This window comes from Acinetobacter sp. LUNF3 (genome assembly GCF_022699605.1).
Classification (GTDB): Bacteria; Pseudomonadota; Gammaproteobacteria; order Pseudomonadales; family Moraxellaceae; genus Acinetobacter; species Acinetobacter johnsonii.
The window spans coordinates 305,055-330,439 of the sequence record NZ_CP093968.1 but is presented as its reverse complement, the minus strand read 5'-3'; the positions used below and the strand labels follow the sequence as shown (position 1 = coordinate 330,439).

23 protein-coding genes and 5 tRNA genes are annotated in these 25,385 nt (G+C 43.5%); 1 reads left to right on the top strand and 27 read right to left on the bottom strand.

Annotation, left to right across the window (positions count from 1 at the left end; translation table 11 throughout):
* Positions 1 to 12 precede the first annotated feature (12 nt).
* From rpoB to MN200_RS01460, 27 genes are all read right to left on the bottom strand, one after another.
* Positions 13 to 4,101, bottom strand: coding sequence for a DNA-directed RNA polymerase subunit beta (gene rpoB / locus MN200_RS01590; RefSeq protein WP_010325733.1), 4,089 nt, complete (start codon positions 4,099 to 4,101; stop codon positions 13 to 15).
* A 301-nt stretch (positions 4,102 to 4,402) separates the two neighbouring features.
* Positions 4,403 to 4,768, bottom strand: a complete 366-nt coding sequence (gene rplL, locus MN200_RS01585; RefSeq protein ID WP_004692767.1) for a 50S ribosomal protein L7/L12 — start codon at positions 4,766 to 4,768, stop codon at positions 4,403 to 4,405.
* A 48-nt stretch (positions 4,769 to 4,816) separates the two neighbouring features.
* The gene (gene rplJ / locus MN200_RS01580; RefSeq protein ID WP_010325732.1) at positions 4,817 to 5,323 is read right to left on the bottom strand and encodes a 50S ribosomal protein L10; all 507 of its coding nucleotides are present in this window, start codon (positions 5,321 to 5,323) and stop codon (positions 4,817 to 4,819) included.
* Between the two features lie 301 nt (positions 5,324 to 5,624).
* Complete coding sequence (rplA, locus tag MN200_RS01575; protein ID WP_010325731.1) at positions 5,625 to 6,320, bottom strand: 50S ribosomal protein L1; 696 nt, start codon at positions 6,318 to 6,320, stop codon at positions 5,625 to 5,627.
* A 3-nt stretch (positions 6,321 to 6,323) separates the two neighbouring features.
* Positions 6,324 to 6,752, bottom strand: a complete 429-nt coding sequence (rplK, locus tag MN200_RS01570) for a 50S ribosomal protein L11 (protein WP_004668262.1) — start codon at positions 6,750 to 6,752, stop codon at positions 6,324 to 6,326.
* Between the two features lie 118 nt (positions 6,753 to 6,870).
* Complete coding sequence (nusG, locus tag MN200_RS01565) at positions 6,871 to 7,404, bottom strand: transcription termination/antitermination protein NusG (protein WP_004692772.1); 534 nt, start codon at positions 7,402 to 7,404, stop codon at positions 6,871 to 6,873.
* Positions 7,405 to 7,411: 7 nt separating this feature from the next.
* Positions 7,412 to 7,852 (bottom strand): preprotein translocase subunit SecE, encoded by a 441-nt coding sequence (secE, locus tag MN200_RS01560; RefSeq protein ID WP_004692774.1) that lies wholly within the window; start codon positions 7,850 to 7,852, stop codon positions 7,412 to 7,414.
* 76 nt (positions 7,853 to 7,928) lie between these two features.
* Positions 7,929 to 8,004, bottom strand: a tRNA-Trp gene (locus MN200_RS01555).
* Between the two features lie 48 nt (positions 8,005 to 8,052).
* Positions 8,053 to 9,243 carry an elongation factor Tu gene (gene tuf / locus MN200_RS01550; protein WP_010325730.1) on the bottom strand — a complete coding sequence of 397 codons (1,191 nt, stop codon included), beginning with the start codon at positions 9,241 to 9,243 and terminating at the stop codon, positions 8,053 to 8,055.
* A 146-nt stretch (positions 9,244 to 9,389) separates the two neighbouring features.
* A tRNA-Thr gene (locus MN200_RS01545) sits at positions 9,390 to 9,464 on the bottom strand.
* A 17-nt stretch (positions 9,465 to 9,481) separates the two neighbouring features.
* Positions 9,482 to 9,557, bottom strand: a tRNA-Gly gene (locus tag MN200_RS01540).
* A gap of 41 nt (positions 9,558 to 9,598) precedes the next feature.
* Positions 9,599 to 9,682, bottom strand: a tRNA-Tyr gene (locus MN200_RS01535).
* A 54-nt stretch (positions 9,683 to 9,736) separates the two neighbouring features.
* Positions 9,737 to 9,812, bottom strand: a tRNA-Thr gene (locus MN200_RS01530).
* Between the two features lie 98 nt (positions 9,813 to 9,910).
* On the bottom strand, positions 9,911 to 11,404 hold the full coding sequence (trpE, locus tag MN200_RS01525; RefSeq protein WP_114392526.1) for an anthranilate synthase component I: 1,494 nt from the start codon (positions 11,402 to 11,404) through the stop codon (positions 9,911 to 9,913).
* Between the two features lie 111 nt (positions 11,405 to 11,515).
* Positions 11,516 to 12,184 carry a phosphoglycolate phosphatase gene (gph, locus tag MN200_RS01520; RefSeq protein WP_242759955.1) on the bottom strand — a complete coding sequence of 223 codons (669 nt, stop codon included), beginning with the start codon at positions 12,182 to 12,184 and terminating at the stop codon, positions 11,516 to 11,518.
* Between the two features lie 84 nt (positions 12,185 to 12,268).
* A complete protein-coding gene (locus MN200_RS01515) occupies positions 12,269 to 13,012 on the bottom strand; it encodes an FHA domain-containing protein (RefSeq protein WP_114392530.1) in 744 nt (247 codons plus the stop codon).
* Between the two features lie 86 nt (positions 13,013 to 13,098).
* The gene (gene gspD, locus MN200_RS01510) at positions 13,099 to 15,456 is read right to left on the bottom strand and encodes a type II secretion system secretin GspD (protein WP_114392533.1); all 2,358 of its coding nucleotides are present in this window, start codon (positions 15,454 to 15,456) and stop codon (positions 13,099 to 13,101) included.
* A 39-nt stretch (positions 15,457 to 15,495) separates the two neighbouring features.
* Positions 15,496 to 16,320: a type II secretion system protein N gene (locus MN200_RS01505; protein WP_242759954.1), complete on the bottom strand. Its 825-nt coding sequence runs from the start codon at positions 16,318 to 16,320 to the stop codon at positions 15,496 to 15,498.
* Positions 16,320 to 17,030 (bottom strand): type II secretion system protein N, encoded by a 711-nt coding sequence (gspN, locus tag MN200_RS01500; RefSeq protein WP_058868751.1) that lies wholly within the window; start codon positions 17,028 to 17,030, stop codon positions 16,320 to 16,322. The genes MN200_RS01505 and gspN overlap by 1 nt, the downstream gene beginning before the upstream one ends.
* Before the next feature lie 197 nt (positions 17,031 to 17,227).
* Positions 17,228 to 17,575: an H-NS histone family protein gene (locus MN200_RS01495; RefSeq protein WP_171056712.1), complete on the bottom strand. Its 348-nt coding sequence runs from the start codon at positions 17,573 to 17,575 to the stop codon at positions 17,228 to 17,230.
* Between the two features lie 127 nt (positions 17,576 to 17,702).
* Complete coding sequence (locus MN200_RS01490; RefSeq protein ID WP_058868750.1) at positions 17,703 to 18,131, bottom strand: thioesterase family protein; 429 nt, start codon at positions 18,129 to 18,131, stop codon at positions 17,703 to 17,705.
* 7 nt (positions 18,132 to 18,138) lie between these two features.
* Entirely contained in the window at positions 18,139 to 19,332 is a 1,194-nt protein-coding gene (locus tag MN200_RS01485; protein WP_242759953.1) for a heme biosynthesis protein HemY, read from the bottom strand.
* Positions 19,333 to 19,336: 4 nt separating this feature from the next.
* Entirely contained in the window at positions 19,337 to 20,179 is an 843-nt protein-coding gene (locus MN200_RS01480) for a hypothetical protein (RefSeq protein WP_242759952.1), read from the bottom strand.
* Positions 20,176 to 20,955, bottom strand: a complete 780-nt coding sequence (locus MN200_RS01475) for a uroporphyrinogen-III synthase (RefSeq protein WP_242759951.1) — start codon at positions 20,953 to 20,955, stop codon at positions 20,176 to 20,178. The genes MN200_RS01480 and MN200_RS01475 overlap by 4 nt, the downstream gene beginning before the upstream one ends.
* 12 nt (positions 20,956 to 20,967) lie before the next feature.
* Positions 20,968 to 21,888 (bottom strand): hydroxymethylbilane synthase, encoded by a 921-nt coding sequence (hemC, locus tag MN200_RS01470; protein ID WP_242759949.1) that lies wholly within the window; start codon positions 21,886 to 21,888, stop codon positions 20,968 to 20,970.
* A 117-nt stretch (positions 21,889 to 22,005) separates the two neighbouring features.
* Positions 22,006 to 22,746 carry a LytTR family DNA-binding domain-containing protein gene (locus MN200_RS01465; protein WP_004978616.1) on the bottom strand — a complete coding sequence of 247 codons (741 nt, stop codon included), beginning with the start codon at positions 22,744 to 22,746 and terminating at the stop codon, positions 22,006 to 22,008.
* A 51-nt stretch (positions 22,747 to 22,797) separates the two neighbouring features.
* On the bottom strand, positions 22,798 to 23,952 hold the full coding sequence (locus MN200_RS01460; RefSeq protein WP_171518781.1) for a histidine kinase: 1,155 nt from the start codon (positions 23,950 to 23,952) through the stop codon (positions 22,798 to 22,800).
* On the opposite strand from MN200_RS01460, the gene argH reads away from it, so the two are divergent.
* Positions 23,943 to 25,376: an argininosuccinate lyase gene (gene argH, locus MN200_RS01455; RefSeq protein WP_242759947.1), complete on the top strand. Its 1,434-nt coding sequence runs from the start codon at positions 23,943 to 23,945 to the stop codon at positions 25,374 to 25,376. The genes MN200_RS01460 and argH overlap by 10 nt on opposite strands.
* The last annotated feature ends 9 nt before the right edge of the window (positions 25,377 to 25,385 follow it).

The following is a 25,385-nucleotide window of genomic DNA, read 5'->3' as shown; positions in this document are numbered from 1 at the left end:
CAATGGAGAAACTTAGTCACCATTTTTCAGTTCAATGTTGATACCTAAAGAACGGATCTCTTTGGTCAATACGTTGAACGATTCAGGCATACCTGGGTCCATATAATGGTTACCATCTACAATGTTCTTATAGATACGGGTACGACCTTCAACGTCATCCGACTTAACAGTAAGCATTTCTTGAAGCGTGTAAGCTGCGCCATATGCTTCAAGCGCCCAGACTTCCATCTCACCGAAACGCTGACCACCGAATTGTGCTTTACCACCAAGCGGCTGTTGAGTTACTAATGAGTAAGAACCAGTAGAACGCGCGTGCATCTTGTCGTCTACCAAGTGGTTCAGTTTCAACATGTACATGTAACCTACAGTTACAGGACGGTCAAACTGCTCACCTGTACGACCATCATACAATACTGTTTGACCAGTACGTGAAATGTTCGCAAGCTCTAACAAGTCTTTAATTTGTGATTCTTCAGCACCATCGAATACTGGCGTTGCAAGTGGAACACCCGCACGCAAGTTACCTGAAAGCACCAAAATTTCATCATCAGTTAAGCTATCAAGATCTTCTTGCTCGCCACCAACTTTGTTATAAATCTTGTCTAAGAATCCACGAAGCTCAAGTACAGTACGTTGCGCTTTTAACATCTTGTCGATTTCTTCGCCAAGACCTTTCGCTGCCATACCTAAGTGAGTCTCTAGAATCTGGCCCACGTTCATACGTGACGGTACACCCAGTGGGTTCAATACGATGTCGACTGGAACACCATTGGCATCGTGTGGCATGTCTTCAACAGGTAAGATGTTAGAAACAACACCCTTGTTACCGTGACGACCCGCCATCTTATCACCCGGTTGGATGCGACGTTTAACAGCCAAGTAAACCTTAACAACTTTCAATACACCTGTTGTTAATTCATCACCTGTAGAAAGTTTGCGTTTTTTCTCTGCAAATTTCTCATCAATTTCGAAGCTCTTCTCTTTCAAGAACACTTGAATTTGAGTTAAACGCTCTGCAATAGCTTCATCAGTCGGTTGGATTTCAAGTAAATCAACCAACTCTAAACCAGACAATACGTCTGCAGAAAGCTTATCGCCACGCTTAGTTGTACCACCACCGTTAGACTCTTGACCTGTCAACAAACGAACAATACGTTCACGTGCTGCTTCTTCGAAGATTTTGTATTCTTCTTTCAAGTCTTTACGGTATGAATCAAGCTGAGCTTTTTCAATTGCTTGCGCACGTTCGTCTTTTTCAAGACCATCGCGTGTAAACACTTGAACGTCAATCACTGTACCTTTGGTACCTGATGGAACACGTAAAGATGAGTCTTTTACGTCAGCTGCTTTTTCACCAAAGATTGCACGAAGCAATTTTTCTTCTGGTGTTAACTGCGTTTCACCTTTAGGCGTTACTTTACCTACAAGGATATCGCCCGCAGTCACTTCAGCACCGATATATACGATACCTGATTCATCAAGCTTAGACAGTGCAGCTTCACCTACGTTAGGAATATCCGCAGTAATTTCTTCTGCGCCTAACTTCGTATCACGAGCAACACACGACAATTCTTGAATGTGAATTGACGTTAAACGGTCTTCTTGAAGTACGCGCTCTGAAAGTAAGATCGAGTCTTCATAGTTGTAACCATTCCACGTCATGAACGCAACGCGCATGTTTTGACCGAGTGCAAGCTCACCGCCATCTGTTGATGGACCGTCAGCCAATACATCGCCACGACCGACTTTATCACCAAGTTTCACAAGAACTTTTTGGTTAATACAAGTGTTTTGGTTCGAACGTGTATATTTGATTAGGTTATAGATATCTACACCTGCCTCGCCTGCAACCATTTCGTCTTCGTTGACACGAATCACGACACGTGAAGCATCGACAAACTCGATACGACCACCACGACCCGCAATCACACACACACCAGAGTCATGCGCTACATTTGCTTCCATGCCTGTACCTACAAGCGGTTTGTCAGCAATCAATGTAGGCACAGCTTGACGCTGCATGTTTGAACCCATCAATGCACGGTTGGCGTCATCGTGTTCAAGGAATGGAATGAGTGATGCAGCAACAGAAACAACCTGCTGTGCAGAAACGTCCATATGCGTCACTTTTTCAGGCGGCATACGTACGAAATCACCTTGGTGACGTACAGAAACAAATTCTTCTGTTAAGTTACCGTCTTTATCTACGCCAGAATCGGCCTGTGCAATCACAGTACCTACTTCTTCAATGGCAGATAAATACTCCACTTCATCCGTTACACGACCATCAACCACTTTACGGTATGGAGTTTCTAAGAAACCGAAATTGTTACATTTCGCATAAACAGAAAGCGAGTTGATCAAACCAATGTTTGGACCTTCAGGCGTTTCAATTGGACATACACGGCCATAGTGAGTTTGGTGTACGTCACGTACCTCAAAGCCCGCACGCTCACGTGTCAAACCACCAGGACCAAGCGCCGATACACGACGTTTGTGCGTAATCTCAGACAATGGGTTGTTTTGGTCCATGAACTGAGATAATTGGCTTGAACCAAAGAACTCTTTGATTGCAGCAGCCACTGGTTTCGCATTGATCAAATCTTGCGGAGACAAGTTATCTGTTTCAGCTTGGCTTAAACGTTCTTTAACAGCACGTTCTACACGAACTAGACCAACACGGAATTGGTTTTCAGTCATTTCACCTACTGAACGCACGCGACGGTTACCCAAGTGGTCGATATCATCGACTTCACCTTTACCGTTACGGATTTCAACCAATGTTTTGAGTACATCAGTGATATCTTCGTTCGACAAAATGCCTTCAACTTCACGAGACTTCTGATCGGTACCCACTTCGTAAGGACGACCCAAACGACGGTTGAACTTCATACGACCCACTGGAGAGAGGTCATAACGCTCTGAAGAGAAGAACAAGTTATTGAATAAGTTTTCAGCCGCTTCTTTCGTTGGTGGCTCACCTGGACGCATTACTTTGTAGATTTCTACCAATGCTTCTTCACGGCCTGTCGTGGTGTCGGCACGTAAAGTATCTGCAACGAATGAACCACGGTCGATGTCATTGGTGAATAGAATGTTAAATTGTTTAACACCACCTTCAGCCAATTTCACCATCACTTCATGGCTGAGTAAGGTATTTGCTGCAATCACATCACCATCTTTAAGAGGGATGTCTTCTGCAGTAATACGCTCGTATAAGTACTCATCAGGCACAGAAAGCTTTTCTAGGCCAGCAGCTTCCATTTGACGCACATGACGCGCATTGATACGCTTGCCTTGCTCCACAATGGTTTTGCCATCATTGTCTACGATGTCAAATTGTGCCATTTCGCCACGCAAGCGTTCTGGAACAAGGTCAATCTGGTAGCTACCCATGTCTAGGTATACAGGCACTTTTTCATAGAACAAGTCTAAGATTTGCGCATTGTTATAACCCAAAGCACGAAGAACCACAGTCGCGAGTAATTTGCGACGACGGTCAATACGCACAAATACAAGGTCTTTTGCGTCAAATTCGAAGTCTAACCATGAACCACGGTAAGGAATAATACGCGCAGAATAAAGCACTTTACCACTAGAGTGAGTTTTGCCTTTATCGTGGTCAAAGAACACGCCCGGTGAACGGTGTAATTGAGATACGATTACACGCTCAGTACCATTAATAACGAATGTACCGTTATCGGTCATGAGTGGCATTTCACCCATGTACACTTCTTGCTCGCGCACGTCTTTAATTGATTTAGTTTCGCGATCTTTTAAGATCAAACGAATTTTTACGCGCATTGGTGCTGCATAAGTTGAGCCACGAAGAATACATTCGCGTACATCAAACTCAGGCTTACCAAGACTATACTCAACAAATTCTAAAGCAGCATTGCCAGAATAACTTTCTATAGGAAAAACTGAACGAAACGCGGCTTGCAGACCGATATCTTCGCGGTTTTTTGGTGATTTGCCATCTTGTAAAAATGTTCTGTACGAGTCGACTTGAATCGCGAGCAAGTACGGAGCATCCATAACACTAGGCAATTTACCAAAATTCTTACGGATCCGTTTCTTTTCGGTATATGAGTATGCCATCTGGAGTCCTCGGAAAGTAAACCGAGCCCGCCTGCAGAACGGGCTCAGAAGGAATTACGCAGGCCGATATGGCCACCACTTTTTACAAATGCTGCAATTTTCAGTGGTATTGAAACGCTTACCAATATTTTTAAATTTGAAAAATATTGGTAAGCGTTTGATTCTTTTCTTTATTTTAATTTGATGGATTTTCCACCAAGCAAACAAAAATCGAGCCGATTATTGTAACGCAAAAAGGCTGATGACCCAAGAGCCATCAGCCAATTTTTGGGGTGAAATTAATATTCCCCCCCTGGTAACATTACTTAATAGTAATAGTAGCACCAGTTTCTTCAAGTTTTTTCTTAAGTTCTTCAGCTTCTTCTTTAGAAACTGCTTCTTTAAGAACTGAAGGAGCGCCTTCAACCATGTCTTTAGCTTCTTTCAAGCCAAGACCAGTGATTTCACGAACTGCTTTAATCACAGCTACTTTGTTCGCGCCGAAAGAAGTCAACTCAACGTTGAATTCTGATTGCTCTTCAGCAGCAGCAGCAGCAGGACCTGCAGCTACAGCTACAGCAGCAGCAGATACGTTGAATTTTTCTTCGAAAGCAGAAATAAGTTCAACAAGTTCAAGAACAGTTTTTTCAGCAACTGCGTTTAAGATTTCTTCGTTTGTTAAAGCCATGAGAGTAACTCCAAATGGGTATTGAATGATGTGTGTTTAAGTTTGAGCTTATGCAGCTTCTGACTCGTTTTTCTCTTGAAGCGCTGTAAGTAAGCGACCCAATTTCGAAATAGGAGCTTGAAGAACGTTTGCAAGCATAGTAAGCGCTTTCTCTTGGTTTGGAAGATTCGCGATAACGCTAACTTCTGCGCCTTGATAAAGTTTGCCTTCAAATGCAGCAGCTTTAAGTTCAAATGCTTTGTTAGTTTTCGCAAATTCTTCGAATAAGCGTGCCGCAGCACCCATATCATCTGCAGAAGTTGAGAAAGCTAAAATTGTTGGGCCAACAAGGTTGTCGTTCAAGATATTGAATGGAGTATCTTGAAGAGCGCGTTTAGCCAAAGTATTACGTACAACACGTGTAGCAACACCTAACTTACGAGCTTCAACACGAAGAGCAGTTAATTGCTCAACAGTTAAACCTTGGTAGTCAGCAACAACAGCAGCAAACGCAGTAGAAGCAACTTCAGTTACTTCAGCAACGATCTGTTTTTTGCCTTCGATAAGAAGAGCCATTGTAAAACCTCCTAACGGTGATTTATGTACTTACGCGAAGTACACTCCCAATTCGCAAGTTCATCACTGAACTTACACGCGGAGGATGAACAAATCACACCACCGCGTCTACTCAGGCTGGGAAATTAAGAAAGTAATCGAAATTACTCTCGCCTGAGGTCTTTGACGCTGATAAATCTACATTTACCAATTCAAAGTTTGCCTAAGTTTGCAAGTAGTCCGAAACCGGTTTCTCTTGCGTAATATTTGAAGCAGCGCTTCAAATATTACTCAGGGCTTTAAAATTCTGTCTAAGTTAAACTTAGTTAGAAACGTTGTTTACATCAACAACAAGACCAGGACCCATAGTTGAGCTCAAAGTGATCTTTTTGATGTATACACCTTTAGATGTCGCAGGCTTTAACTTTTTCAAGTCTGCAATCAAAGTTTCAACGTTTTGACGAACAGCTTCAGCAGAGAAATCTACTTGACCGATCGCAGCGTGGATAATACCCGCTTTGTCTACACGGTAACGTGCTTGACCAGCTTTTGCATTTTTAACTGCACCAGCTACGTCAGGAGTTACAGTACCCACTTTAGGGTTTGGCATTAAGCCACGTGGACCAAGAATCGTACCCAACTTACCAACAACGCGCATTGCATCAGGAGCAGCAATCACTACGTCAAAGTCAAGGTTACCCGCTTGAATGCTTTCAGCAAGGTCATCAAAACCAACCACGTCCGCGCCTTCAGCTTTAGCAGCTTCAGCAGCAGCGCCTTGAGCAAACACAGCTACACGTACAGTTTTACCAGTACCTGCAGGAAGTGTAGTCGCGCCACGAACAACTTGGTCAGATTTACGAGGGTCAACACCTAGGTTTACCGCAACATCCAAAGATTCTTTGAATTTCGCAGCAGGAAGACCAGCAAGAACAGCTACGGCTTCTTCTAAAGTGTAAACTTTGTTTGCTTCAATAGCAGCAGCAATGGCTTTTTGACGTTTAGTTAACTTTGCCATGTCTTATAGCTCCACTTCCAAGCCCATAGAACGTGCAGAACCAGCGATGGTACGAACACGTGCGTCTAAATCAGCACCAGTTAAATCTGGTTCTTTAGTAGTCGCGATTTCTTCCAATTGAGCACGAGTCAACTTACCAACTTTAGTTTTGTTAGGTACAGCAGAACCCTTTTGGATACCAGCAGCTTTCTTAAGAAGAATAGATGCAGGAGGAGTTTTCATGATGAATGTGAACGACTTGTCGTTGTACACAGTGATCACGACTGGAATTGGTAAACCAACTTCAAGTTTTTGTGTAGCAGCATTGAATTCTTTACAGAATGCCATGATGTTAACACCACGTTGACCCAATGCAGGACCAATCGGTGGAGATGGATTCGCTTTACCAGCTGGAACTTGCAGCTTGATATAGCCGTCAATCTTCTTAGCCATTTCAAATTACCTCTGGGTACAAACGCCGATGAAGGCTCCCCAATTTCTAAGTAACGATACCGTTACAACAACAATGCCTGACTTATAAATAAGCCAGGCGTTTTTCAACCACTTCGAATTAAACTGATTTTTCGACTTGGCGAAATTCCAGCTCAACCTGAGTTGGTCGATTAAATACATTAATGGTCAACGTTAAACGTGACTTTTCGTATAGAACTTCTTCCACCACACCTTTAAAGTCTGTGAATGGACCGTCAATTACGAGTAATTCTTCGCCTGGTTCAAACATCGTCTTCGGACGTGGTGCTTCACCAGTATTGCGTACACGAGCAAGAATCGCATCTGCTTCACGTTGGGTAATTGGCGCCGGTTTCTCAGCCGTACCACCAATAAAACCTAAAACTTTTGGACATTCTTTAACAATGTGCCAAGTTTCATCATTCATTTCCATTTCGACCAATACATAGCCTGGAAAGAACTTACGTTCAGATTTACGTTTCTTACCATCCTTCATTTCTACCACTTCTTCGGTAGGAACAAGGACTTCACCAAAGCTATCGGCTACAGCGCTACGCTGGATTCGATCATTAAGTGAACGCATCACTTGTTTTTCATAACCTGAATAGGCATGAATAATGTACCAACGTTTCATAGCTCTCTTACCCGATAATAAACTTCATTAACCAGCCCAAAATGTAGTCAAAACACCATAATAAAATGGATGCAACAACTACAACCGCAAGCACCTGCCAAGATGTGGTCATGGTCTCTTGCTTCGTTGGCCAAGTCACTCGACGCAGCTCAATTCGTGAGTCTTTCAACAAACGAGCAAAGCCTTTGCCTTGATGGGTGGCGTATAATAAACCGAATGCCACGATGATACAAGCCAAAATTACCCCAACGCGCACCCAGATATCGTTGGCTGGTGCCCAATACGCTGGTAGGTGTTGATTCACCATGGTCGCACCAATTAATAAAATCAATGCGATAATCCATAAGACGACGTCTAGGGGAGAACCAGATTTAACTACTTCAGCAGAATTATTTCTTTGAGGGATTGCCGCGTCGCTTTGTGCGTCGCGTAATTTTTCATTCGACATTTTTGTACTCGTCGTAGGTTTCGCGACTTATTATATGACCAGTTTTGCCGACATCAAGCGTCTTTTATAAAAAAGTTGGCAGGCCAGGAGGGACTCGAACCCCCAACATTCGGTTTTGGAGACCGACGCTCTACCAATTGAACTACTGACCTGCAAAACAAATTGGAGTCGAAACCCCAATTTGTAATTTTATTTTATAATTATGCAGTTACTTTAGCAACTACACCAGCACCAACTGTACGGCCACCTTCACGGATCGCAAAACGTAGACCTGGGTCCATTGCGATTGGGTGGATTAATTCTACTGACATTTCTACGTTGTCACCAGGCATAACCATTTCAACGCCATCTTGCAATTTGATCGCGCCAGTTACGTCAGTTGTACGGAAGTAGAACTGTGGACGGTAACCGTTAAGGAATGGAGTGTGACGACCACCTTCTTCTTTAGAAAGTACGTATACTTCTGCATCGAATTTAGTGTGCGGCTTGATTGCACCTGGTTTAGCAAGTACTTGACCACGTTGTACGTCTTCACGCTTAGTACCACGTAGAAGAACACCACAGTTCTCGCCCGCACGGCCTTCGTCTAGAAGTTTACGGAACATTTCTACGCCAGTTACAGTTGTTTTAACTGTATCTTTGATACCAACGATTTCAACTTCTTCGCCTACTTTCACAATACCAGTTTCTACACGGCCAGTTACTACTGTACCACGACCAGAAATAGAGAATACGTCTTCGATTGGCATTAAGAATGCTTGGTCGATTGCACGTACTGGCTCTGGAATGTAAGTATCAAGCGCGTCAACAAGCGCAACAACTGCTTCTTCGCCATACTGACCAGCGTCACCGTTAAGTGCAAGAAGAGCTGAACCACGGATAACTGGAGTGTCATCACCTGGGAAGTCATAAGTAGAAAGAAGTTCACGAACTTCCATTTCTACTAATTCAAGAAGTTCTTCATCATCAACAAGGTCACACTTGTTAAGGAATACAAGAATGTAAGGTACACCAACCTGACGAGAAAGAAGGATGTGTTCACGAGTCTGTGGCATTGGACCATCAGTCGCTGCACATACAAGGATCGCGCCGTCCATCTGAGCAGCACCAGTAATCATGTTTTTAACATAATCGGCGTGGCCCGGGCAGTCTACGTGTGCGTAGTGACGAGTTGGAGAATCGTATTCTACGTGTGAAGTATTAATTGTAATACCACGTGCTTTTTCTTCTGGTGCAGAGTCAATTGCAGCGTAGTCTTTCGCTTCGCCACCGAATTTCTTCGCACATACAGTTGCAATTGCAGCTGTTAAAGTTGTTTTACCATGGTCAACGTGACCGATTGTGCCCACGTTAACGTGTGGCTTATTACGTTCAAACTTAGCCTTAGCCATGTTCATCTTCCTCGTTTACGTCGAACACAGGTATAAACAACTCAGTATCGACACATCGCCTAAAAAATCAAACACCAAATACTTGAAAAGCAGACTAATAAGCCTGCTTCTTTAAAAATTTGTAGAAATTCTACTAAACTGTAATCTGGAGCTCTTATCGAGATTTGAACTCGAGACCTCTCCCTTACCAAGGGAGTGCTCTACCACTGAGCTATAAGAGCAAATATAAAACTTCAAATGGAGCGGGAGACGAGGGTCGAACTCGCGACATGTAGCTTGGAAGGCTACCGCTCTACCAACTGAGCTACTCCCGCACGATGTTGGTACAAAGACCACTTTCTTAAAGTCTTAAAATTGGTGGTGAGGGAAGGATTCGAACCTTCGAAACTTTCGTAGCGGAGTTACAGTCCGCCCCCTTTGACCGCTCGGGAACCTCACCATTTTACACTTACTTCAGTGTCGCTCTTTACTTAACCCACTCAACCTTCTAAGATGGTGCCGGCACACGGATTCGAACTGTGGACCTACTGATTACAAGTCAGTTGCTCTACCAACTGAGCTATGCCGGCGTTTCTTAGTGTTTCGTACGTTTCGTATCGGAACGGTGTGCAGTTTAGCAAAACTCAAAATCCTTGCAAGTGTTTTTTTCAAAAAAAACGTCAAAAACTCACAAAATCAATCCGTTTGACGATAATTCAACCGCTTTGATCACTGCGCGAGCTTTTATTTGGGTTTCATTCCACTCAGATTCAGGATTTGAGTCATAAACAAGCCCCGCTCCTGCCTGAACATACACCTTATTTTCACGAATAACGCAGGTACGAATTGCAATCGACATGTCCATTTCGCCATGCCAGCCTAAATAACCAACAGCACCACCAAAAATTCCACGTTTTACGGGCTCAACTTGGTCAATAATTTCCATCGCACGGATTTTTGGCGCACCTGAAAGTGTGCCTGCTGGGAAAGTTGCTTTAAAAACATCCAAGGCATCCACATCATCACGAACTTCGCCTTGTACATTGGAAACAATATGCATGACATGTGAATAACGCTCGATCACCATTTGATCAGTCACTTGCACTTTGCCAACTTTCGAGACACGACCGACATCATTTCGACCCAAGTCAATCAGCATTAAATGTTCAGCAATCTCTTTTTCATCCGACAGCAAGTCTTGTTCAAGCGCTAAATCTTCTTCTTTGGTTTTACCACGTGGACGCGTTCCTGCCAGCGGACGTACGGTTGCAATCCCATTTTCAAGGCGAGATAAAATTTCAGGGGAAGAACCGACAATATGAAAAGGCTGATTATTTTCCAAAGTTTGCCCTTGTACCAAGAACAAATAAGGCGATGGGTTCAAATGACGTAGCGCACGATAGACTTGTAAAGGCTCACCATCAAAGTCAGAGACCATGCGATGCCCTGGTACCACCTGCATCACATCGCCCGCACGGATGTATTCTTTCACCGTTTCAATCGATTCTAAGAATTTTGCTTTGCCCGTGAGTGACTCAAAATGCGGTGCAGTATGCGGCGTGGCTTTTAGACTAATTGGCGTTGCGAGTAAATCTTCCAATGCATCCAGTTGCTGCTGGGCTTGGCTATACGCATCCGCGTCAACCACATCGGCATGCACGATCAGGAATAGCGTATCTTTTAAGTTATCAAACACAATCACTGTTTTAGACAGCATCATCCAAATATCAGGCAAACCCACTGGATCTGCTTCTGGCGCGTTGTTTAAACGCGGTTCAATATAACGTACCGCATCATAACCAAAGTAGCCCACCAAGCCCCCTGTAAAGCTTGGCAGAGCAGGTAAATCAGCTTGAGTAGGTACTTTATACCGCGACTGAAAATCTCGGATGAATTGGAACGGATCTGTACAGGGTTGCTTTTCTATAGTGCCGTCGGCTTGTTGAATGGTCAGCTCACCCGCGTTGCATGAGAACACGGTAGATTCACCTAAACCAATAATAGAATAGCGCGCCCAGTTCTCCCCACCTTCCACAGATTCAAACAAATAGGCTTGCTTATGCTCTTTCAGGCGAGCAAAGACCGACAATGGTGTCTCAGTATCGGCTAAGCGCTGACGATAGACAGGAATCAGGTTATAACCCGCTGTTTTGAGTTGATCGAATTGAGTTTGCGTTGTCATGAGTGTTCTCTATTTTTTCAATATGGCGTGATCAGTTTTTAAAATTAGTGCTTGGAGTTTCGCCATCGAAAAGTCATATGTTTACTCATGTTCATTCCTTCGTTTACAAAGTTACCCGATCAGTTCACACAGATTATCCACCACTTGCTGTGGCTGACAGTCTAAAATATTTTCACCATGATTATAGCCATAGCTGACCACAACACAATCAATACCCGCACGGCGTGCAGCCTCAACATCATTGGATGAGTCCCCAATCATTAAGACCTGATCTTTGCTTTGTGCATATTGCTCAACACAATGTAACAATTGGCGCGGATGAGGTTTGCGCTCTTCGAAACGATCGCCGCCGATGACATCAGCAAAATAATGGGTCATGCCTAAATGATCAACAATAGCACGCGCAGGCGCTTCAGGTTTATTGGTCACGCAAATCATGGTTTTCTTTTGTGCCAAGCCCCATTCTAAAAACTCAAGAATGCCATCGAAAGGCTGAGTTTCCACACATGGGTCGGCATTATAAATTTTTAAAAACGTATCCAACAATTGTTGTTGCTGGGCAGGATCAACTTTACCTGTTAAATGTTGCAAGGTACTTTGACAAAACAGTGCTGTTCCCTTACCAACCCAGACCCGCACCTGTGCTTCAGTAACGGTAGGCAGTTGCAATGCATTCAGGCTCATATTCATGGCACGATGTAAATCTGTTGCTGAATCCACCAAGGTTCCGTCTAGATCGAAAAGTAAAACCTCTCGCTGTGCCAAATTTGCAATATTCATTCACCCTCACCCATTTTTATCGTGTACTGCCCAAAACAATCAAGGCATGCTTGAGCATGCCTTGATTGTAGTGTGATCTGCGTTTTATTTGAACATCAGCCAAGCAATAATCGCTAAAATAATCAAGACAATAATCGAGATTAACCCCAGCGAGGCATTTTTCTGAGTTTCAGCCTCTTGTTCAACCTGTACTTTTGGAGCCTCGTTGTTCTCAACCTGAGGCACGCTAGGCGCAGTCAAATCCACCCCTGCAGGAATAGGAGCGGGTTTCGGAATACCGACATTTTGCGGCATACCATCACGCGTTAAACTCACATTACCATCACGTTCTTTTAGCTCAGGTATGCCCTGATCGTTCATATGCTGTGCTGCCGTTTTCGGCTGTTCTGGCTCAACAACAGGTGCATCAGCACTCACTTCCGCTTGGGCCGTTTCTGAAGCAGCTACTGCTTCAGATGGCTGGCTAATCGGCGCTTCAACCACAGCTGCGCCCAAAGTTGCCGCCGCTACCGATTCCACCACATCTTCTAACGCCTTAGCAGGCTCAAAGACCGAAAACTTTAAGCTTGCAAACTGGACGATATCACCCTGCTTCAACAACGTTTCTGCCGCAATTTGCACATTATTCACATATGTGCCATTTGAAGAACCCAAGTCTTGTAGCCACAAAGCATGTTCTTTCAGTAAAAAAGCCGCATGTTTACGCGAAATTTCAGATTGTTGTAATAAAATATCCGCTGTTTGATGACGACCGACCAACATATCACGGTCAATGCTAATTTCCTGACCAGTTAATTCGCCAGTAATTGCTTGTATTTTCCAAGTCATGACTTATCTCTCTATGTGCTGATTTATGATAACACAGAGAATATTCTTTACCATTTCATCCCCCTTACAGATGAATGGCAGGACAGCTAGGCTGAACCTATCGAGATATTCTCAGTATATCGCTCAGGGATGGAGTAGCTTGTCGATACCGCCTGTGCCATGTGTGCCACTCGACCACCTTGAACATTTTCCATTAGGTTCAAGCCAATATAAGGGTGACCCGTTGGGTATAACTGACGCGAGGTGGTATTTTTAGGAACATTAGCAATCGGCTGTTTACGAATCGCAGGTTCAATGGCCACAGGCGTTGTTTCAACCATCGGCTGCGTTGAGGTTGGACTGCTTGGCACCTGTTGATACGATTGTGGCAAGGTCGGTTTGGTTGATGTCACAGGCAAGCGCTGTTGGAAGACATCATCGACATTTTCAGGCAACTTGGCAAAGCTACCATCTTTATCCATGGCCAACTGCAAACTATAAAGCTGACTGTAGCGCTGCTGAGAAAGGCGACGTGCAGACTCCCCATCCCCCACAATCGTCGGATGAATGAAAACCAGCAAATTGCGTTTCTGATCTGACTTACCATCTGAGCGGAACAAACGTCCCAATCCCGGTATTGCACCAAGACCTGGAATCGATTGGCGTGAATAAGACGTATTATCCGAAATCAAGCCGCCTAAAACGATGGTATTGCCATGTTCCGCCAAGACTGAAGTTTTAATCGCACGCTTACTGGTGACCAAATCCTGCGCTTCACCTTTATTGGTTTTGACATCCGATACTTCTTGTTCAATCTCTAAGCGAATGGTTCCACCTTCACCAATATGCGGCACCACCTTAAGCGTTACACCCACATCTTTACGCTCGATGGTGGTGTAGGGGTTAGCTGTACCTGAAGAAGTGGTAGAAACTGAGCCTGTTACAAACGGCACATTTTCACCCACGACGATATAGGCTTCTTCATTGTCCATGGTGACAATCGATGGTGTAGACAGCAAATTCGACTTGGTATTACTTTTTAATGCTTGGATCATCGCGCCATATAACTGACGTGAGCCATCACTGCCTTCTTTATAATCCCCAAGAATTAACGAACCACCCGCGCCAATTGCACTTGCAGCCCCCGCACCGCCACCCGTTAAATAGTTTGCAGCAATACTTTTGAGACTCGAACCAATATTGTCAAAATTGATAATCCCAACACCACTACTTAAATCACCCATCGCCCATTGCACGCCCAGTTGGTCGGCATCGTTACCTTCCACCTCGAGAATAGTCGCTTCGATCAGGACTTGTTGACGGCGGGTATCCAACTGCTGAATAGCGGACTCAATTTCACGCATCAACTGAGGGTCTGCTTTGACCACCAGTGCATTTTGCGAACTATCGGCAATAATACTGACCCCATTACTGTTAAAGCTGGTGATGTTGTTCTGATTGCGATTGGACTGGCTGTTTAAGTTAATACTTGGCGTGGAAATCTGTGAAGATGAACCTTCACTCGAACTATTATTTTGGTTATAGCTGGAATTGCTATTGTTATTGCTGTCGTTAGACTGGCTAGAATTAACAGCCTGCCCTGAAACCAAACCTTGTAAAATTTCGGATAAGCTTTTAGCGCTGGCATATTTTAAGCGGAACACCTTCAAACCTCCCAAACGCTCCGCAGCAGGCACATCCAGCATCTCGATCATTTGGCGAATACGTTTACGCGTCGCGGTATCTCCTTTTAGAATAATCCGATTGGTTCGATTATCTGCAAGGATCCGTATTCTGGAACCCTTTAAATCTTTGATTGAGCCCGTTCCACTCATACTTTCCAACAACCCAATCATTTCCTCAGCCTGACTCGACTGCAACGAAACCGCTTCGATGTCATTTTGTCCCGTTCCATCCAAGTTACGGATGATGGTCTCAAGCTGATAAATATTGCTGGCGCGATCAGACACAATCAGTGCATTGGTGCCATTCACCGCAGATAAATGTGCAAACTGCGGCATCAATGGACGCAGTGCAGGAATCAGGTCATTGGCATTGGTGTTTTCCAGCCAAATCACCCGCGTCACAACCTGATCGCCTGTGGCACGGTGACGAACATCATAGGGAATGCCTGAACTTTTAACATTACTGTCAGGCACAATTTTAATGGTCCGCCCAGAAGGAATCGCAACCACACCATTGACATTCAAGACCCCTAAGAACAAGTCGTAGACTTCTTGCTTATTCAACGCTTTGTTTGAAATCACCGTGACATTGCCGCGTACCCGTGGATCAACTGCAAAGTTTTTCCCAGTAATATCGGCAACTTCATTAATAAATGCAGTTAAGTCCGCATCGCGCAGATTAATTTTCCATGTTTGTGCATAGCTGGCTGTACTCACCATGGCAAGCAAAGGCGCTGCGATTGTCAGTGCCCAAACAGGGCGGTGATTCAATAAAGCCATAAATCCAAGTCATTCCTAACTAATATTGGTGATGTTCGATCACTGAAAATTCTGTTGTACCGTAATGATACGATCACCACGTTTCACTTCTATTTTTACTTGTCCTTCACGGCGCGCACGTTCTAACAACTGCGCGTCGTTTTGCCCCTGTCCGATCGTTTGACCATTTAAAGACATAATCTGATCCCCAGCCTGCAAGCCTAAACGACTTCGCAGTGCAGCTGGTGTTTGCTCCGTGACTTGATAACCTTGCCCTGTATTACTGGTATTTACACCCAAATCTTTTAAATATTGCTCACGATCTTGTTGTAAGTTCTGTACTGCTTGGCCTAATGCTTGCTGCTCTTGACTCACAGCAGGCGCTGCAACGGGTGCTGTTGCTGGGGGCACAATTTGCTGATCTAAATTATCAATCCCTTGAAAGAACAATTCTCGGGTTTGCCCACTGTTATTTTTGAGAATCGCGCGATCCCAATACACCTCTGACAAATAATAAGCGCTGCCTTCGATGTTTTCCCCCACCCGATAGCGCTCTGCTACATTATTTGCCTTAATCACAGCAGATGAGAACTGACTGGGTTGTCCAACCACCACCCCTTGTAGCTGTAAATTGAGCTGATCATCTGCGGGATTCTTACTTTGCTCTGCAAATAACGCAAAATTGGTAATATTCGGAACTTGAGGTTGCTGCGAACCCAATTCAACGCGTGGCATTTGCATAACTTGTGGTGGCGCCACCCAAAGCCAAAATAAGCCAGCCAGCTTCCAGCATAGCGCCAAGATCAAAAGCATTAAGCACAGTGGTGCTATACGTTCAAACTGTTTGAGATTCAGCTCTGGTAATTTTTGCAGATCAAAACCCATCAAAAACCCCCACTAAGTAAAGGCTGACGTGAACTCACCACATAACTATCTAGGCCTGCTTTGCCTTGATATGACGGGACATTCAACATGAGACGCTGGGTTAATTGCACATCCAACATCAGACTTGGATCGATGGTCAGGTTCATCAGTTTTTGTTGTCGTTGATCGCGTAAATCGACCATCAGCTTATTTTGCTCCTGCGACAAACGACCCGCCAACGATGGAATCTGCATTTGTTGTGGGCGCTGCGCAAAGATATACATGAGTTCGCCGCCTGCCCATTGTATTCCCCCATCCACTTGATCAAATCCCTGCTCTTTTTTATAGTTAAAATCAATTTCTTGTAACTGAATCGCATTACTCGGCCATTGCCAATTGGCCAACGACTTTAACGTTTCGGGTGCAATTTGTCCGTTTAAATCACGCACCATTATTTTTTTCCCAAACCCATAGGCCAAAACGCCTTCAAGCTTGGTATTGGCACTATAAATTTCGAGATTCGTGCCTGCACGAAGGAGCAGTAAATCTAAAGGTCGGGTGGTCCAAAGCACAGTTCCACGCAATTTTCCAGTTTGCCAATCGGCCTGTCCATGCCAAATATTACCGCTGACGTTATGTAAAACTTGGTTGTTTTTATAAAATTTTGCAATAAGCCATGCCGCAGGAATTTGCAGCAAAACAAAAATTAAAAAGGCAACGACTGCAAACATCCACCACGTGATGTATTTAGGTTTTGTGATTCTCCCACCACGAACTTTCAATTATTCTTCCTTGCTTCATTTCTTGTCTTTCTTTGATAGACATTATGCATAATTTTACAACAACACCAAACTTTAACTATAAAAAAAACCAAGCACATGATGCTTGGTTTTTTGAGCTTAGGTCACATCTGTGACAAGGTGATGACTTAGATTAGAAAATCTTCAAGCTTCGCACCTTTTTCTAACTGAGCCACTAACCAACGTGGTTGCTTACCACGGCCAGTCCATGTCTCAGCAGCATTGCCTTTGTTACGGTAACGCGGTTCAACCGACTTACGTGTGCCTTTTTTACGCTTAGTCGCGCCAAACTCTAAAATTTGTTCAATGCTTAAGCCTACATTTTCCGCAATCGCGTTAATTTGGGTATAAGCATCTTCAATTGCTTGATCTTTTTTAGATGCAATTAAAGCTTCCGCTTCGATTTGTAGACGCTTTAACTCTTCTACGGACAAATTACTAATATCTGGCATTACATTAACTCCATTAACCAACATTTTATTTACTGAGTCTATTTAATAATATTTTGATTAGACCAAAGACTCAACTCATCCATGACTTAAACAACAATACTTAGACAATATTTATATAGTCTAGCGACTTTTAAAATAAATAAAAAGAGATTTATATTTGGTGACCGACGGTTAACTCAAATTCTTTGAGTTTTTGACGCACCAGTTCAGGAATTAATGTTTTCTGCATATTGGTTTTATCGACACAAACAATGACCGCTTCTGCTTCCGCAACGAATGACTGTTGCTGTTCACTCCATAATAAATAGTGCATACGAAATGCACTATTTCTGAGTTCTTCAATACGCGCACTAATTTTTAATTGGTCTGGATAAAATACGGGTTTTAAATATTTGCACTGATTTGATGCAACAACAGTCAGTACATCCGCAGATAAAATACCCGTATGTTCAATATAAGCTAAACGCGCACTTTCAACATAACGATAATACATGACATTATTAACATGACCAAAGGCATCCATATCTCCCCAAGCCACGGGTTGAGTATAAACCAATGGGTAATCTAAGACGCTCTGCATTATGCACCTATATTTTCATTTCTACAAAATTTGCATTATTTTCAAAAATTAAATTTAACTGTTTAATTAAATCTTCATCACCATTTAAAGTCGATTTGATTCTTAAATAGTTCATTAATACATTATCGGGATATAAACTTAATAACGCATCTGCCTGCTCTTGCATGCCTAAAGCAGTATAAATATGCCACTTGGCAAAACTCAAAACCGGCACACTCGTATACTTCGCTTCCCATGCTTCAATGTGTTGCTGCAAGTCCACATAATCGGGTTGCTGTTTCAAAAGTTGCTGCTGGAACCACAAATAAAATACTTCCGAATTAAACTGCTGATTGAGCAAATAAATCGACAAGTGTTCGTGCTGTTCACTCATATCTGGCATACGTGCTAATAACTTAAGCCACAGCAGTTGAACATCATAACTGCGGCTGAAAATCTGATCAGATAAGTCCAAATAACGTTGTTTTAAATCCTCTAAATTTTCATAATTGGCTTGATCAAATTTTATCAACAAACGCTTCAGCCATGCTTTTTTCACATCTTGATTTAAATGACCATATTGGGTTGAGCGTAAATAAAGCCATGGAAACTGAATCGCAAAACGTCCCCATAGCTCTTTTAAACACGCTTCATAAGCGCTTTGCACGTCTTTAAGCCAAGGTGACAGTTCATGTTGATTTAGAAACTCTAGATGAGTTAAGGCTTGTTCTGCCTCTTCTTGTGCTAAAAACAGTTCAATGCGTTGCAGTTCAGCCAACTCAAAGGCCATTGCATTGCTTTGGCTCAAGGCGCTTAAGGCTTCAGGGAACTGCTCCTGCATCAGATATAAACGTGCATCGATAATACTTTTGAGCAAGCCCGATTGCGCGAAGGCATTTTGAATAAAGGCTTGTTGATCTCGGCCTGCATCCAACAACCAAATCACAGCCAGTTGTTCATAAGGATGCAAACTTTTAAAATCAAAAACAGTTTCCGCTTTGCGTTTTTCTCGACTGAGATACCGTTTTAGCCCCAACCAAACCAAATGCAAGCTAAAACTAAGCAGTGCTAGCGCAATAAATACGATCCAGAGATTGGTTTGTAACTGCCAGTCATGCCAAAACACGTAGACATAACCCGCACCATGTCCATAACTCAAGACACTCAACGCAGCAATTGCAATTAAACTCACCAAACCATAAGCAATCAGTATTTGTTTCATTCCATTACCCCAACAACGCACGCGTACTTAAAATAGGCGTTGGGACAACCACCAATGTTTTCAGCTTATTCAGTTGTTTCAGTAGCTCTTTGGCTTTAGGGTCAGGAAGTCGTTGGATCAACAGCATCACATCAGTTAAGTCTTTTTGATATTCAGTATATTGCCCTGAAGCTAAGGCTTGGCGTGCCAACAATAAGCGTAACTGAGCTTCTTTAAGCACAATTTGTCGTTGCATTAATTCTGTTGCAGGTGCTTGTGCAGGTTCGAGCCTCAACCATTGCTTCCAAAAGGGTTCGGAAGTATCGCGCGTGGTGTTTAACTGAGGTTGTTGTATTTCCCGACTTAAAGCCTGATCAATCTGTTGCAGCTGACGATTAATCAGCACTTGCTGCTCATTGCGCTCAGCCACAAACTTCTGAATGGTTTGCATATCTCGCGCTATGACCTGATGCAAACTTTGCTTCAACGCCACAGCCAAGTTATATTTTTCCAACTGCATATCTAAAAAAGCCAGCTTATCAATGGCCACCACATACTGCTGTTGCTTTAAGGCAAACTCAACCAAGTCCAGCTGTTGCTTAATAAACAAAATTGGATCAATGCCTTCAACCACCAATTCGGCAGATTGGCTAATCGTCGCATTCGCTGCTGTTGAGTCTTGTTTCAAAGTTCTTTTTTGACGCTGCATAGCCACGACTTGATCGTTCAAATTGGCGCTGCGCTGTTCGATTTGGTGCATTTCATTGAGCAAAGTAGCTTGCTGTGTACTCAGCCCCCACACGTCATAACTTAGCTTCGCAATCCACGCCAATGCAGCCATCAATACAATGATAAGAATCTTCTTCATGCGTTCCCTTGCTCACTTTGTAACAACTGTACAATCGTGGCTGTCTTTAAATCTTTCAGTACACTCATTTTAAATGACACATGCATTTGCTCTTGATACTGCTTCAAGATCTGTGCCAAACGCTCACCCAACACCAAAAAGTGTCCTTGTTGCAGAAGCTGAATATTTGAGTCCAGCAGAGCTAACCAATTCAGCCAACTGGCCTCACTGCTGATTAGTGTGACATAGTAATTATGTTCTGATAAACATTGAATTAGTTCAGCCTGTTGCTGCATCGTTTCATTTGGACAATGGCGCTCATACAAAACAAAGTTCAGTATAAGACGCCCGTGTTGCATTAAGGTGTCCATCATAAACTGACGCCCACCTTCTCCTCGCCAAAATGCAATACTCGCATCACTGGCCAAGTTCTGCAAAACAGGCAGTTGTAACATCCCTTCAGAGGTTTCCACCTCAGGCACCACACTGTCCAAACCATATTCAGCCAAAGCCTGCGCTGTTTTTTGTCCAACCGCAATCCATTGAATATGCCGTAAATCGGACACCGTTAAACCGCTTTGCAGCAAATGTGCCATACCAAACTGCACAGCACTAGGGCTAACCACCACAATCACTTGGGTGTGCGCTAACTGCTGATACAAGCGTGCCAGATCATGATCCCATGCTCTAGGCAACAACTCCAGTAACGGCAATGGATAGACCTCAACGGCCTGTTGCTCTAGTGCCATCGTGAGGCTTGCCGCGCGATCAACAGGGCGCGTATTAATAAACAGCATCGTTAAGACATATTAGTGATAAAAGGCTTTGAGTAAATCACCTGCACCTTGAGCCAATAGCTCTTGTGCAAGGACAACGCCCAAATGCTCGGCTTCAGCTGCATTGCCCGCCACTTGTGCTTTGAGGAGCGTTTGCCCATCGACACTCCCCACACGCCCTTCGATATGGATGCGGTTGTCTGCTAAAGTGGCATAGCCTGCAATAGGTACCTGACATCCACCTTCAAGATAAGCATTGAAAGCACGTTCAGCCCGTACACAGGTATCAGTTTCTACATGCAATAAAGGATGGATTAAATCCAATACCGTTTGATCATTTGCACGGCACTCTAGCCCTAAAGCGCCCTGCCCCACGGCAGGTAAACTCAACTCTGGGCGAATGGTATGACGGATACGTTCTGCCAAACCCAAACGTTTTAATCCCGCACTGGCCAAAATAATGGCATCGTACTGACCTGCATCCAATTTAGATAAACGTGTTCCCACGTTGCCACGTAAATCGATAATTTCTAGGTCAGGTCGTTGTTTTAAAATTTGGCATTTACGGCGTAAACTCGAGGTGCCGACCTTCGCCCCTTGTGGCAAGGCATCAAAACTCACGCAACTATTCGACACAAAAGCATCTAAAGGATCTTCACGCTCACAAATGACGGCCAGCGATAACCCCTCAGGCAAAGCCATCGGAACATCTTTCATCGAATGCACTGCCAAATCAGCACGACCATCCAACAAAGCTGCTTCAAGCTCTTTAACAAATAAACCTTTGCCACCAATTTTTGCCAATGGTGTATCTAAAATTTTGTCCCCTTGGGTAACAAAAGTCACCAACTCTACTGTGAGCCCCGCATGCAATGCTTCTAAACGAGCACGGATATGTTCAGCTTGCCAAAGAGCAAGCGGGCTTTGTCGAGTAGCGATCTTTAGGGTTTTCATAAATTTTAGTATGTGCCAATAAGAATGAAACTATCTTAAACTGAATTTCCCCCATTGGAAATGTATTCAGCCCAAAGCGCCCCGTCTCATCAGCAGCAGAGTCATTAAATTGGTGTGCTAAAGCTTATGTAAGCGCTCACGCAAACCCGGTAAATGCCGTCGACTCACCGCTAGACGCTCATCTAACTCACGGCAACGCACTTGATACTGCCCAGAGTTGACCACTTCAAGCCCTTCTAAAAAGTGAACTGAAACCAAGGCATTACGGTGAATACGAATAAAGGCCTCCCCAAACTCATGCTCTAAGTCTTTTAAGGTTTCATCAATTAAGACACTGCCGTTTTTGTGGCGTACCGTGACATATTTTTGATCCGCCAAAAAATAATAAATATTTTCAATGGGCACCAATTCCACACCACGATAGGTTTTCGCTGCGATTTGATGTCGCTTTACGTTAAATTCGTCCATATTTTCTTTTTGTTTTATCTCGCTCATTTGAGCTTGGGTTAATTTAGTGAGGTGACCAAGCACCTGTTGCAATTCCTGTTGCATCACTGGTTTTAATAAATAACCTTCTGCATGTGACTTAAATGCATCGAGCGCATGTTCATCATAAGCCGTACAAAACACCAAAGCAGGCATCGGTTCAAGCTGTCGCAAATAATGCGCACAGGTCAACCCATCCATTTCTGGCATTTGAATATCTAAAAGCACCACATCTGGTTCATATTGTTGAGTTAATTCAATTGCTTGTTGACCATGTGAGGCTGTTGCCACCACTTGATGTCCGAGCTGACTCACCAATCTAGACAAACGTTCGATTGCTAAAGGCTCATCATCACAAATTAGGATGTCCATTTATCTCCTCCCCAACAGTCACCTTGTTTATTTTTATAGGTTCACTGCGGCTTATTTATATTGATACTGCACAACAGTGGTATACATTCCCTCCCCTGCATAGGTTTGAAAGCTCACAGTTCGCCCAAAATATGCTTCTAGACGCTGCTTCACATTTTCAATGGCAATACCATGTCCTTGTCGTTTATGAATTGTTTCCTTTGTAAATGGGTTGGTTATGACGATATTAACTTGATTTTGCAATATTTCAATCAGTACACTTATCGTACTCTTAGTTAAAAATTTTTCAACACCATGAAAAATACTATTTTCAAGTAAAGGTTGTAAAGTTAAGAGTGGAATTTGTACCTGCTTACACAATTCGGCATGCTCGATTTTCCATTCAACCTGTAAACGATCTCCCAAGCGAATTTGCTCAATCGCCAAATAACGCTGACACAACTCAATTTCATCACTGAGCTTGACCAGTTTGAGTTCTTGGAAACTGGCTCTAAACAGACGCGATAGATTGAGCAACATCTGTTCGGCTTTATCTGGATCAATCGCGATCAAGCTAATCACATTATTTAAACTATTAAACAAAAAATGCGGGTGGATACGGGCTTGCATCGCCTGTACCCGTGCATTCAGCTCACTGTTTTGCTGCCTAAACCATTGCTCTCTTAGGTACAAATAACGAAAACAAAAGCTGCCTAACAACAAGCCATAACCCAAATGCAAAGCCACATCATTCCATAAGATGGCTGAAGTCAAACCTTTGAAACTAAAATTAGCTCCAAAGAAGATCAGTATATTAAGGCTGAGCGTGGTCACCAACACAATGATCTGCAATAGAAAAAAGCCTGACAATAAAGTCATACCCAGACCCAAATTCTGCAACTTTTTTTGTCCATATTGCATCAGCGCAGCAAAAGACAGTAAAACCCAATTAATGTAAAGCATATAGCCCAGCACATGCTCAAACACCAAGTTTGACCAAGACTGTGCCTCGGCCAAAGCCAACAGCATGGCCAACAAATTTCCACCAACAAATAATTCCAACAAATGCGGCCATTGCACGATTTTGCTAAATAAATAAGAGATATTTGGCTTAGCCATACTGGAAGTTAAACTTTGCGCATCTTGAACTTCGGCAAGTTGTCTTGAATTTGTTATACTCATGCGAGTTCTACCGCTTTTTATCTTATTGAGCCGACATGACCACATCTTCTAATTCCTCAAATCCGTCACAAGCCCAAACTTCGGGTATGTGGGGCGGTCGTTTCTCTGAAGCTACTGATGCCTTTGTTGCTGAATTTACAGCATCTGTACAATTTGACCAACGCTTTTATAAACAAGATATTGCAGGTTCTATTGCTCATGCGACCATGCTTGCAAAAGTTGGCGTTCTGACTGAACAAGAACGCGATGACATCATCAATGGCTTAAACACCATTCAAGCTGAAATCGAAGCGGGTCAGTTCGAATGGCGTATTGACCTAGAAGATGTGCACATGAACATTGAGTCGCGTTTGACTCAACGGATTGGCATCACAGGTAAAAAGCTCCACACAGGTCGTAGCCGTAATGACCAAGTGGCAATCGATATTCGCCTCTATGTCCGCGATGAAATCGATGCCATTTTAGAATTACTAAAAAAATTACAAAAAGGTATTTTGAGTATTGCTGCTCAAAACACGCATACCATTATGCCAGGCTTCACCCACTTACAAACAGCACAGCCTGTGACTTTTGGTCACCACCTACTAGCATGGTTTGAAATGTTAGTGCGTGACTCTGAGCGTCTCATTGACTGCCGTAAACGTACTAACCGTATGCCTTTAGGTTCAGCAGCACTTGCGGGTACCACTTACCCAATCGACCGCGCATTTACAGCAGAGTTACTGGGTTTTGAAGCCGTTTCTGAAAACTCGCTCGATGCAGTATCTGACCGTGACTTCGGTATTGAATTCAATGCTGCGGCTTCTTTGATCATGATGCACTTATCACGCATGTCAGAAGAACTCATTCTATGGACGTCTGCGCAGTTTAAGTTCGTAAACATTCCGGACCGTTTCTGTACTGGCTCTTCAATCATGCCACAAAAGAAAAATCCAGATGTTCCAGAGTTAGTGCGCGGTAAAACAGGCCGTGTCTATGGCGACTTGATGAGCTTATTAACACTGATGAAAGGTCAACCGTTGGCGTATAACAAAGACAACCAAGAAGACAAAGAACCTTTGTTTGATGCGATTGATACCGTGCGTGGGTCGCTCATGGCTTTTGCAGACATGATTCCTGCTTTGGTGCCAAACATTGAAATCATGCGTGAAGCAGCCCTGCGTGGTTTCTCAACCGCAACAGACTTGGCTGACTACCTTGTTAAAAATGGCGTGGCTTTCCGTGATGCACATGAAATTGTGGGTAAAGCCGTTGCTTTAGGTGTTCAAGAATCAAAAGATCTTTCTGAATTGACTCTTGAACAACTTCAACAGTTCTCTGACTTAATTCAAGCGGATGTGTTTGAAAAGGCACTGACCCTTGAAGCGTCAGTCAATGCACGTAACCATATTGGTGGAACTGCACCTGCGCAAGTCGAAGCTGCCATTGAACGTGCCCATGCGCGTTTAGAAAAACTTTATGCTCAATAAGGACGTCTA

What these genes read in the sequence shown, in the direction of transcription:
- secE (WP_004692774.1), bottom strand. Translation starts at nt 7,852, where the DNA reads ATGTCGAATGAAAAATTACGCGACGCACAAAGCGACGCGGCAATCCCT.
- MN200_RS01475 (WP_242759951.1), bottom strand. Translation starts at nt 20,955, where the DNA reads ATGCTGTTTATTAATACGCGCCCTGTTGATCGCGCGGCAAGCCTCACG.
- MN200_RS01465 (WP_004978616.1), bottom strand. Translation starts at nt 22,746, where the DNA reads ATGGACATCCTAATTTGTGATGATGAGCCTTTAGCAATCGAACGTTTG.
- trpE (WP_114392526.1), bottom strand. Translation starts at nt 11,404, where the DNA reads ATGACAACGCAAACTCAATTCGATCAACTCAAAACAGCGGGTTATAAC.
- MN200_RS01495 (WP_171056712.1), bottom strand. Translation starts at nt 17,575, where the DNA reads ATGTTGGTTAATGGAGTTAATGTAATGCCAGATATTAGTAATTTGTCC.
- rplJ (WP_010325732.1), bottom strand. Translation starts at nt 5,323, where the DNA reads ATGGCTCTTCTTATCGAAGGCAAAAAACAGATCGTTGCTGAAGTAACT.
- MN200_RS01480 (WP_242759952.1), bottom strand. Translation starts at nt 20,179, where the DNA reads ATGAAGAAGATTCTTATCATTGTATTGATGGCTGCATTGGCGTGGATT.
- nusG (WP_004692772.1), bottom strand. Translation starts at nt 7,404, where the DNA reads ATGAAACGTTGGTACATTATTCATGCCTATTCAGGTTATGAAAAACAA.
- MN200_RS01485 (WP_242759953.1), bottom strand. Translation starts at nt 19,332, where the DNA reads ATGAAACAAATACTGATTGCTTATGGTTTGGTGAGTTTAATTGCAATT.
- argH (WP_242759947.1), top strand. Translation starts at nt 23,943, where the DNA reads ATGACCACATCTTCTAATTCCTCAAATCCGTCACAAGCCCAAACTTCG.
- MN200_RS01460 (WP_171518781.1), bottom strand. Translation starts at nt 23,952, where the DNA reads ATGTGGTCATGTCGGCTCAATAAGATAAAAAGCGGTAGAACTCGCATG.
- rplA (WP_010325731.1), bottom strand. Translation starts at nt 6,320, where the DNA reads ATGGCAAAGTTAACTAAACGTCAAAAAGCCATTGCTGCTGCTATTGAA.
- hemC (WP_242759949.1), bottom strand. Translation starts at nt 21,888, where the DNA reads ATGAAAACCCTAAAGATCGCTACTCGACAAAGCCCGCTTGCTCTTTGG.
- MN200_RS01515 (WP_114392530.1), bottom strand. Translation starts at nt 13,012, where the DNA reads ATGACTTGGAAAATACAAGCAATTACTGGCGAATTAACTGGTCAGGAA.
- gph (WP_242759955.1), bottom strand. Translation starts at nt 12,184, where the DNA reads ATGAATATTGCAAATTTGGCACAGCGAGAGGTTTTACTTTTCGATCTA.
- rplL (WP_004692767.1), bottom strand. Translation starts at nt 4,768, where the DNA reads ATGGCTTTAACAAACGAAGAAATCTTAAACGCAGTTGCTGAAAAAACT.
- tuf (WP_010325730.1), bottom strand. Translation starts at nt 9,243, where the DNA reads ATGGCTAAGGCTAAGTTTGAACGTAATAAGCCACACGTTAACGTGGGC.
- gspD (WP_114392533.1), bottom strand. Translation starts at nt 15,456, where the DNA reads ATGGCTTTATTGAATCACCGCCCTGTTTGGGCACTGACAATCGCAGCG.
- MN200_RS01505 (WP_242759954.1), bottom strand. Translation starts at nt 16,320, where the DNA reads ATGGGTTTTGATCTGCAAAAATTACCAGAGCTGAATCTCAAACAGTTT.
- rpoB (WP_010325733.1), bottom strand. Translation starts at nt 4,101, where the DNA reads ATGGCATACTCATATACCGAAAAGAAACGGATCCGTAAGAATTTTGGT.
- rplK (WP_004668262.1), bottom strand. Translation starts at nt 6,752, where the DNA reads ATGGCTAAGAAGATTGACGGCTATATCAAGCTGCAAGTTCCAGCTGGT.
- gspN (WP_058868751.1), bottom strand. Translation starts at nt 17,030, where the DNA reads ATGTTTGCAGTCGTTGCCTTTTTAATTTTTGTTTTGCTGCAAATTCCT.
- MN200_RS01490 (WP_058868750.1), bottom strand. Translation starts at nt 18,131, where the DNA reads ATGCAGAGCGTCTTAGATTACCCATTGGTTTATACTCAACCCGTGGCT.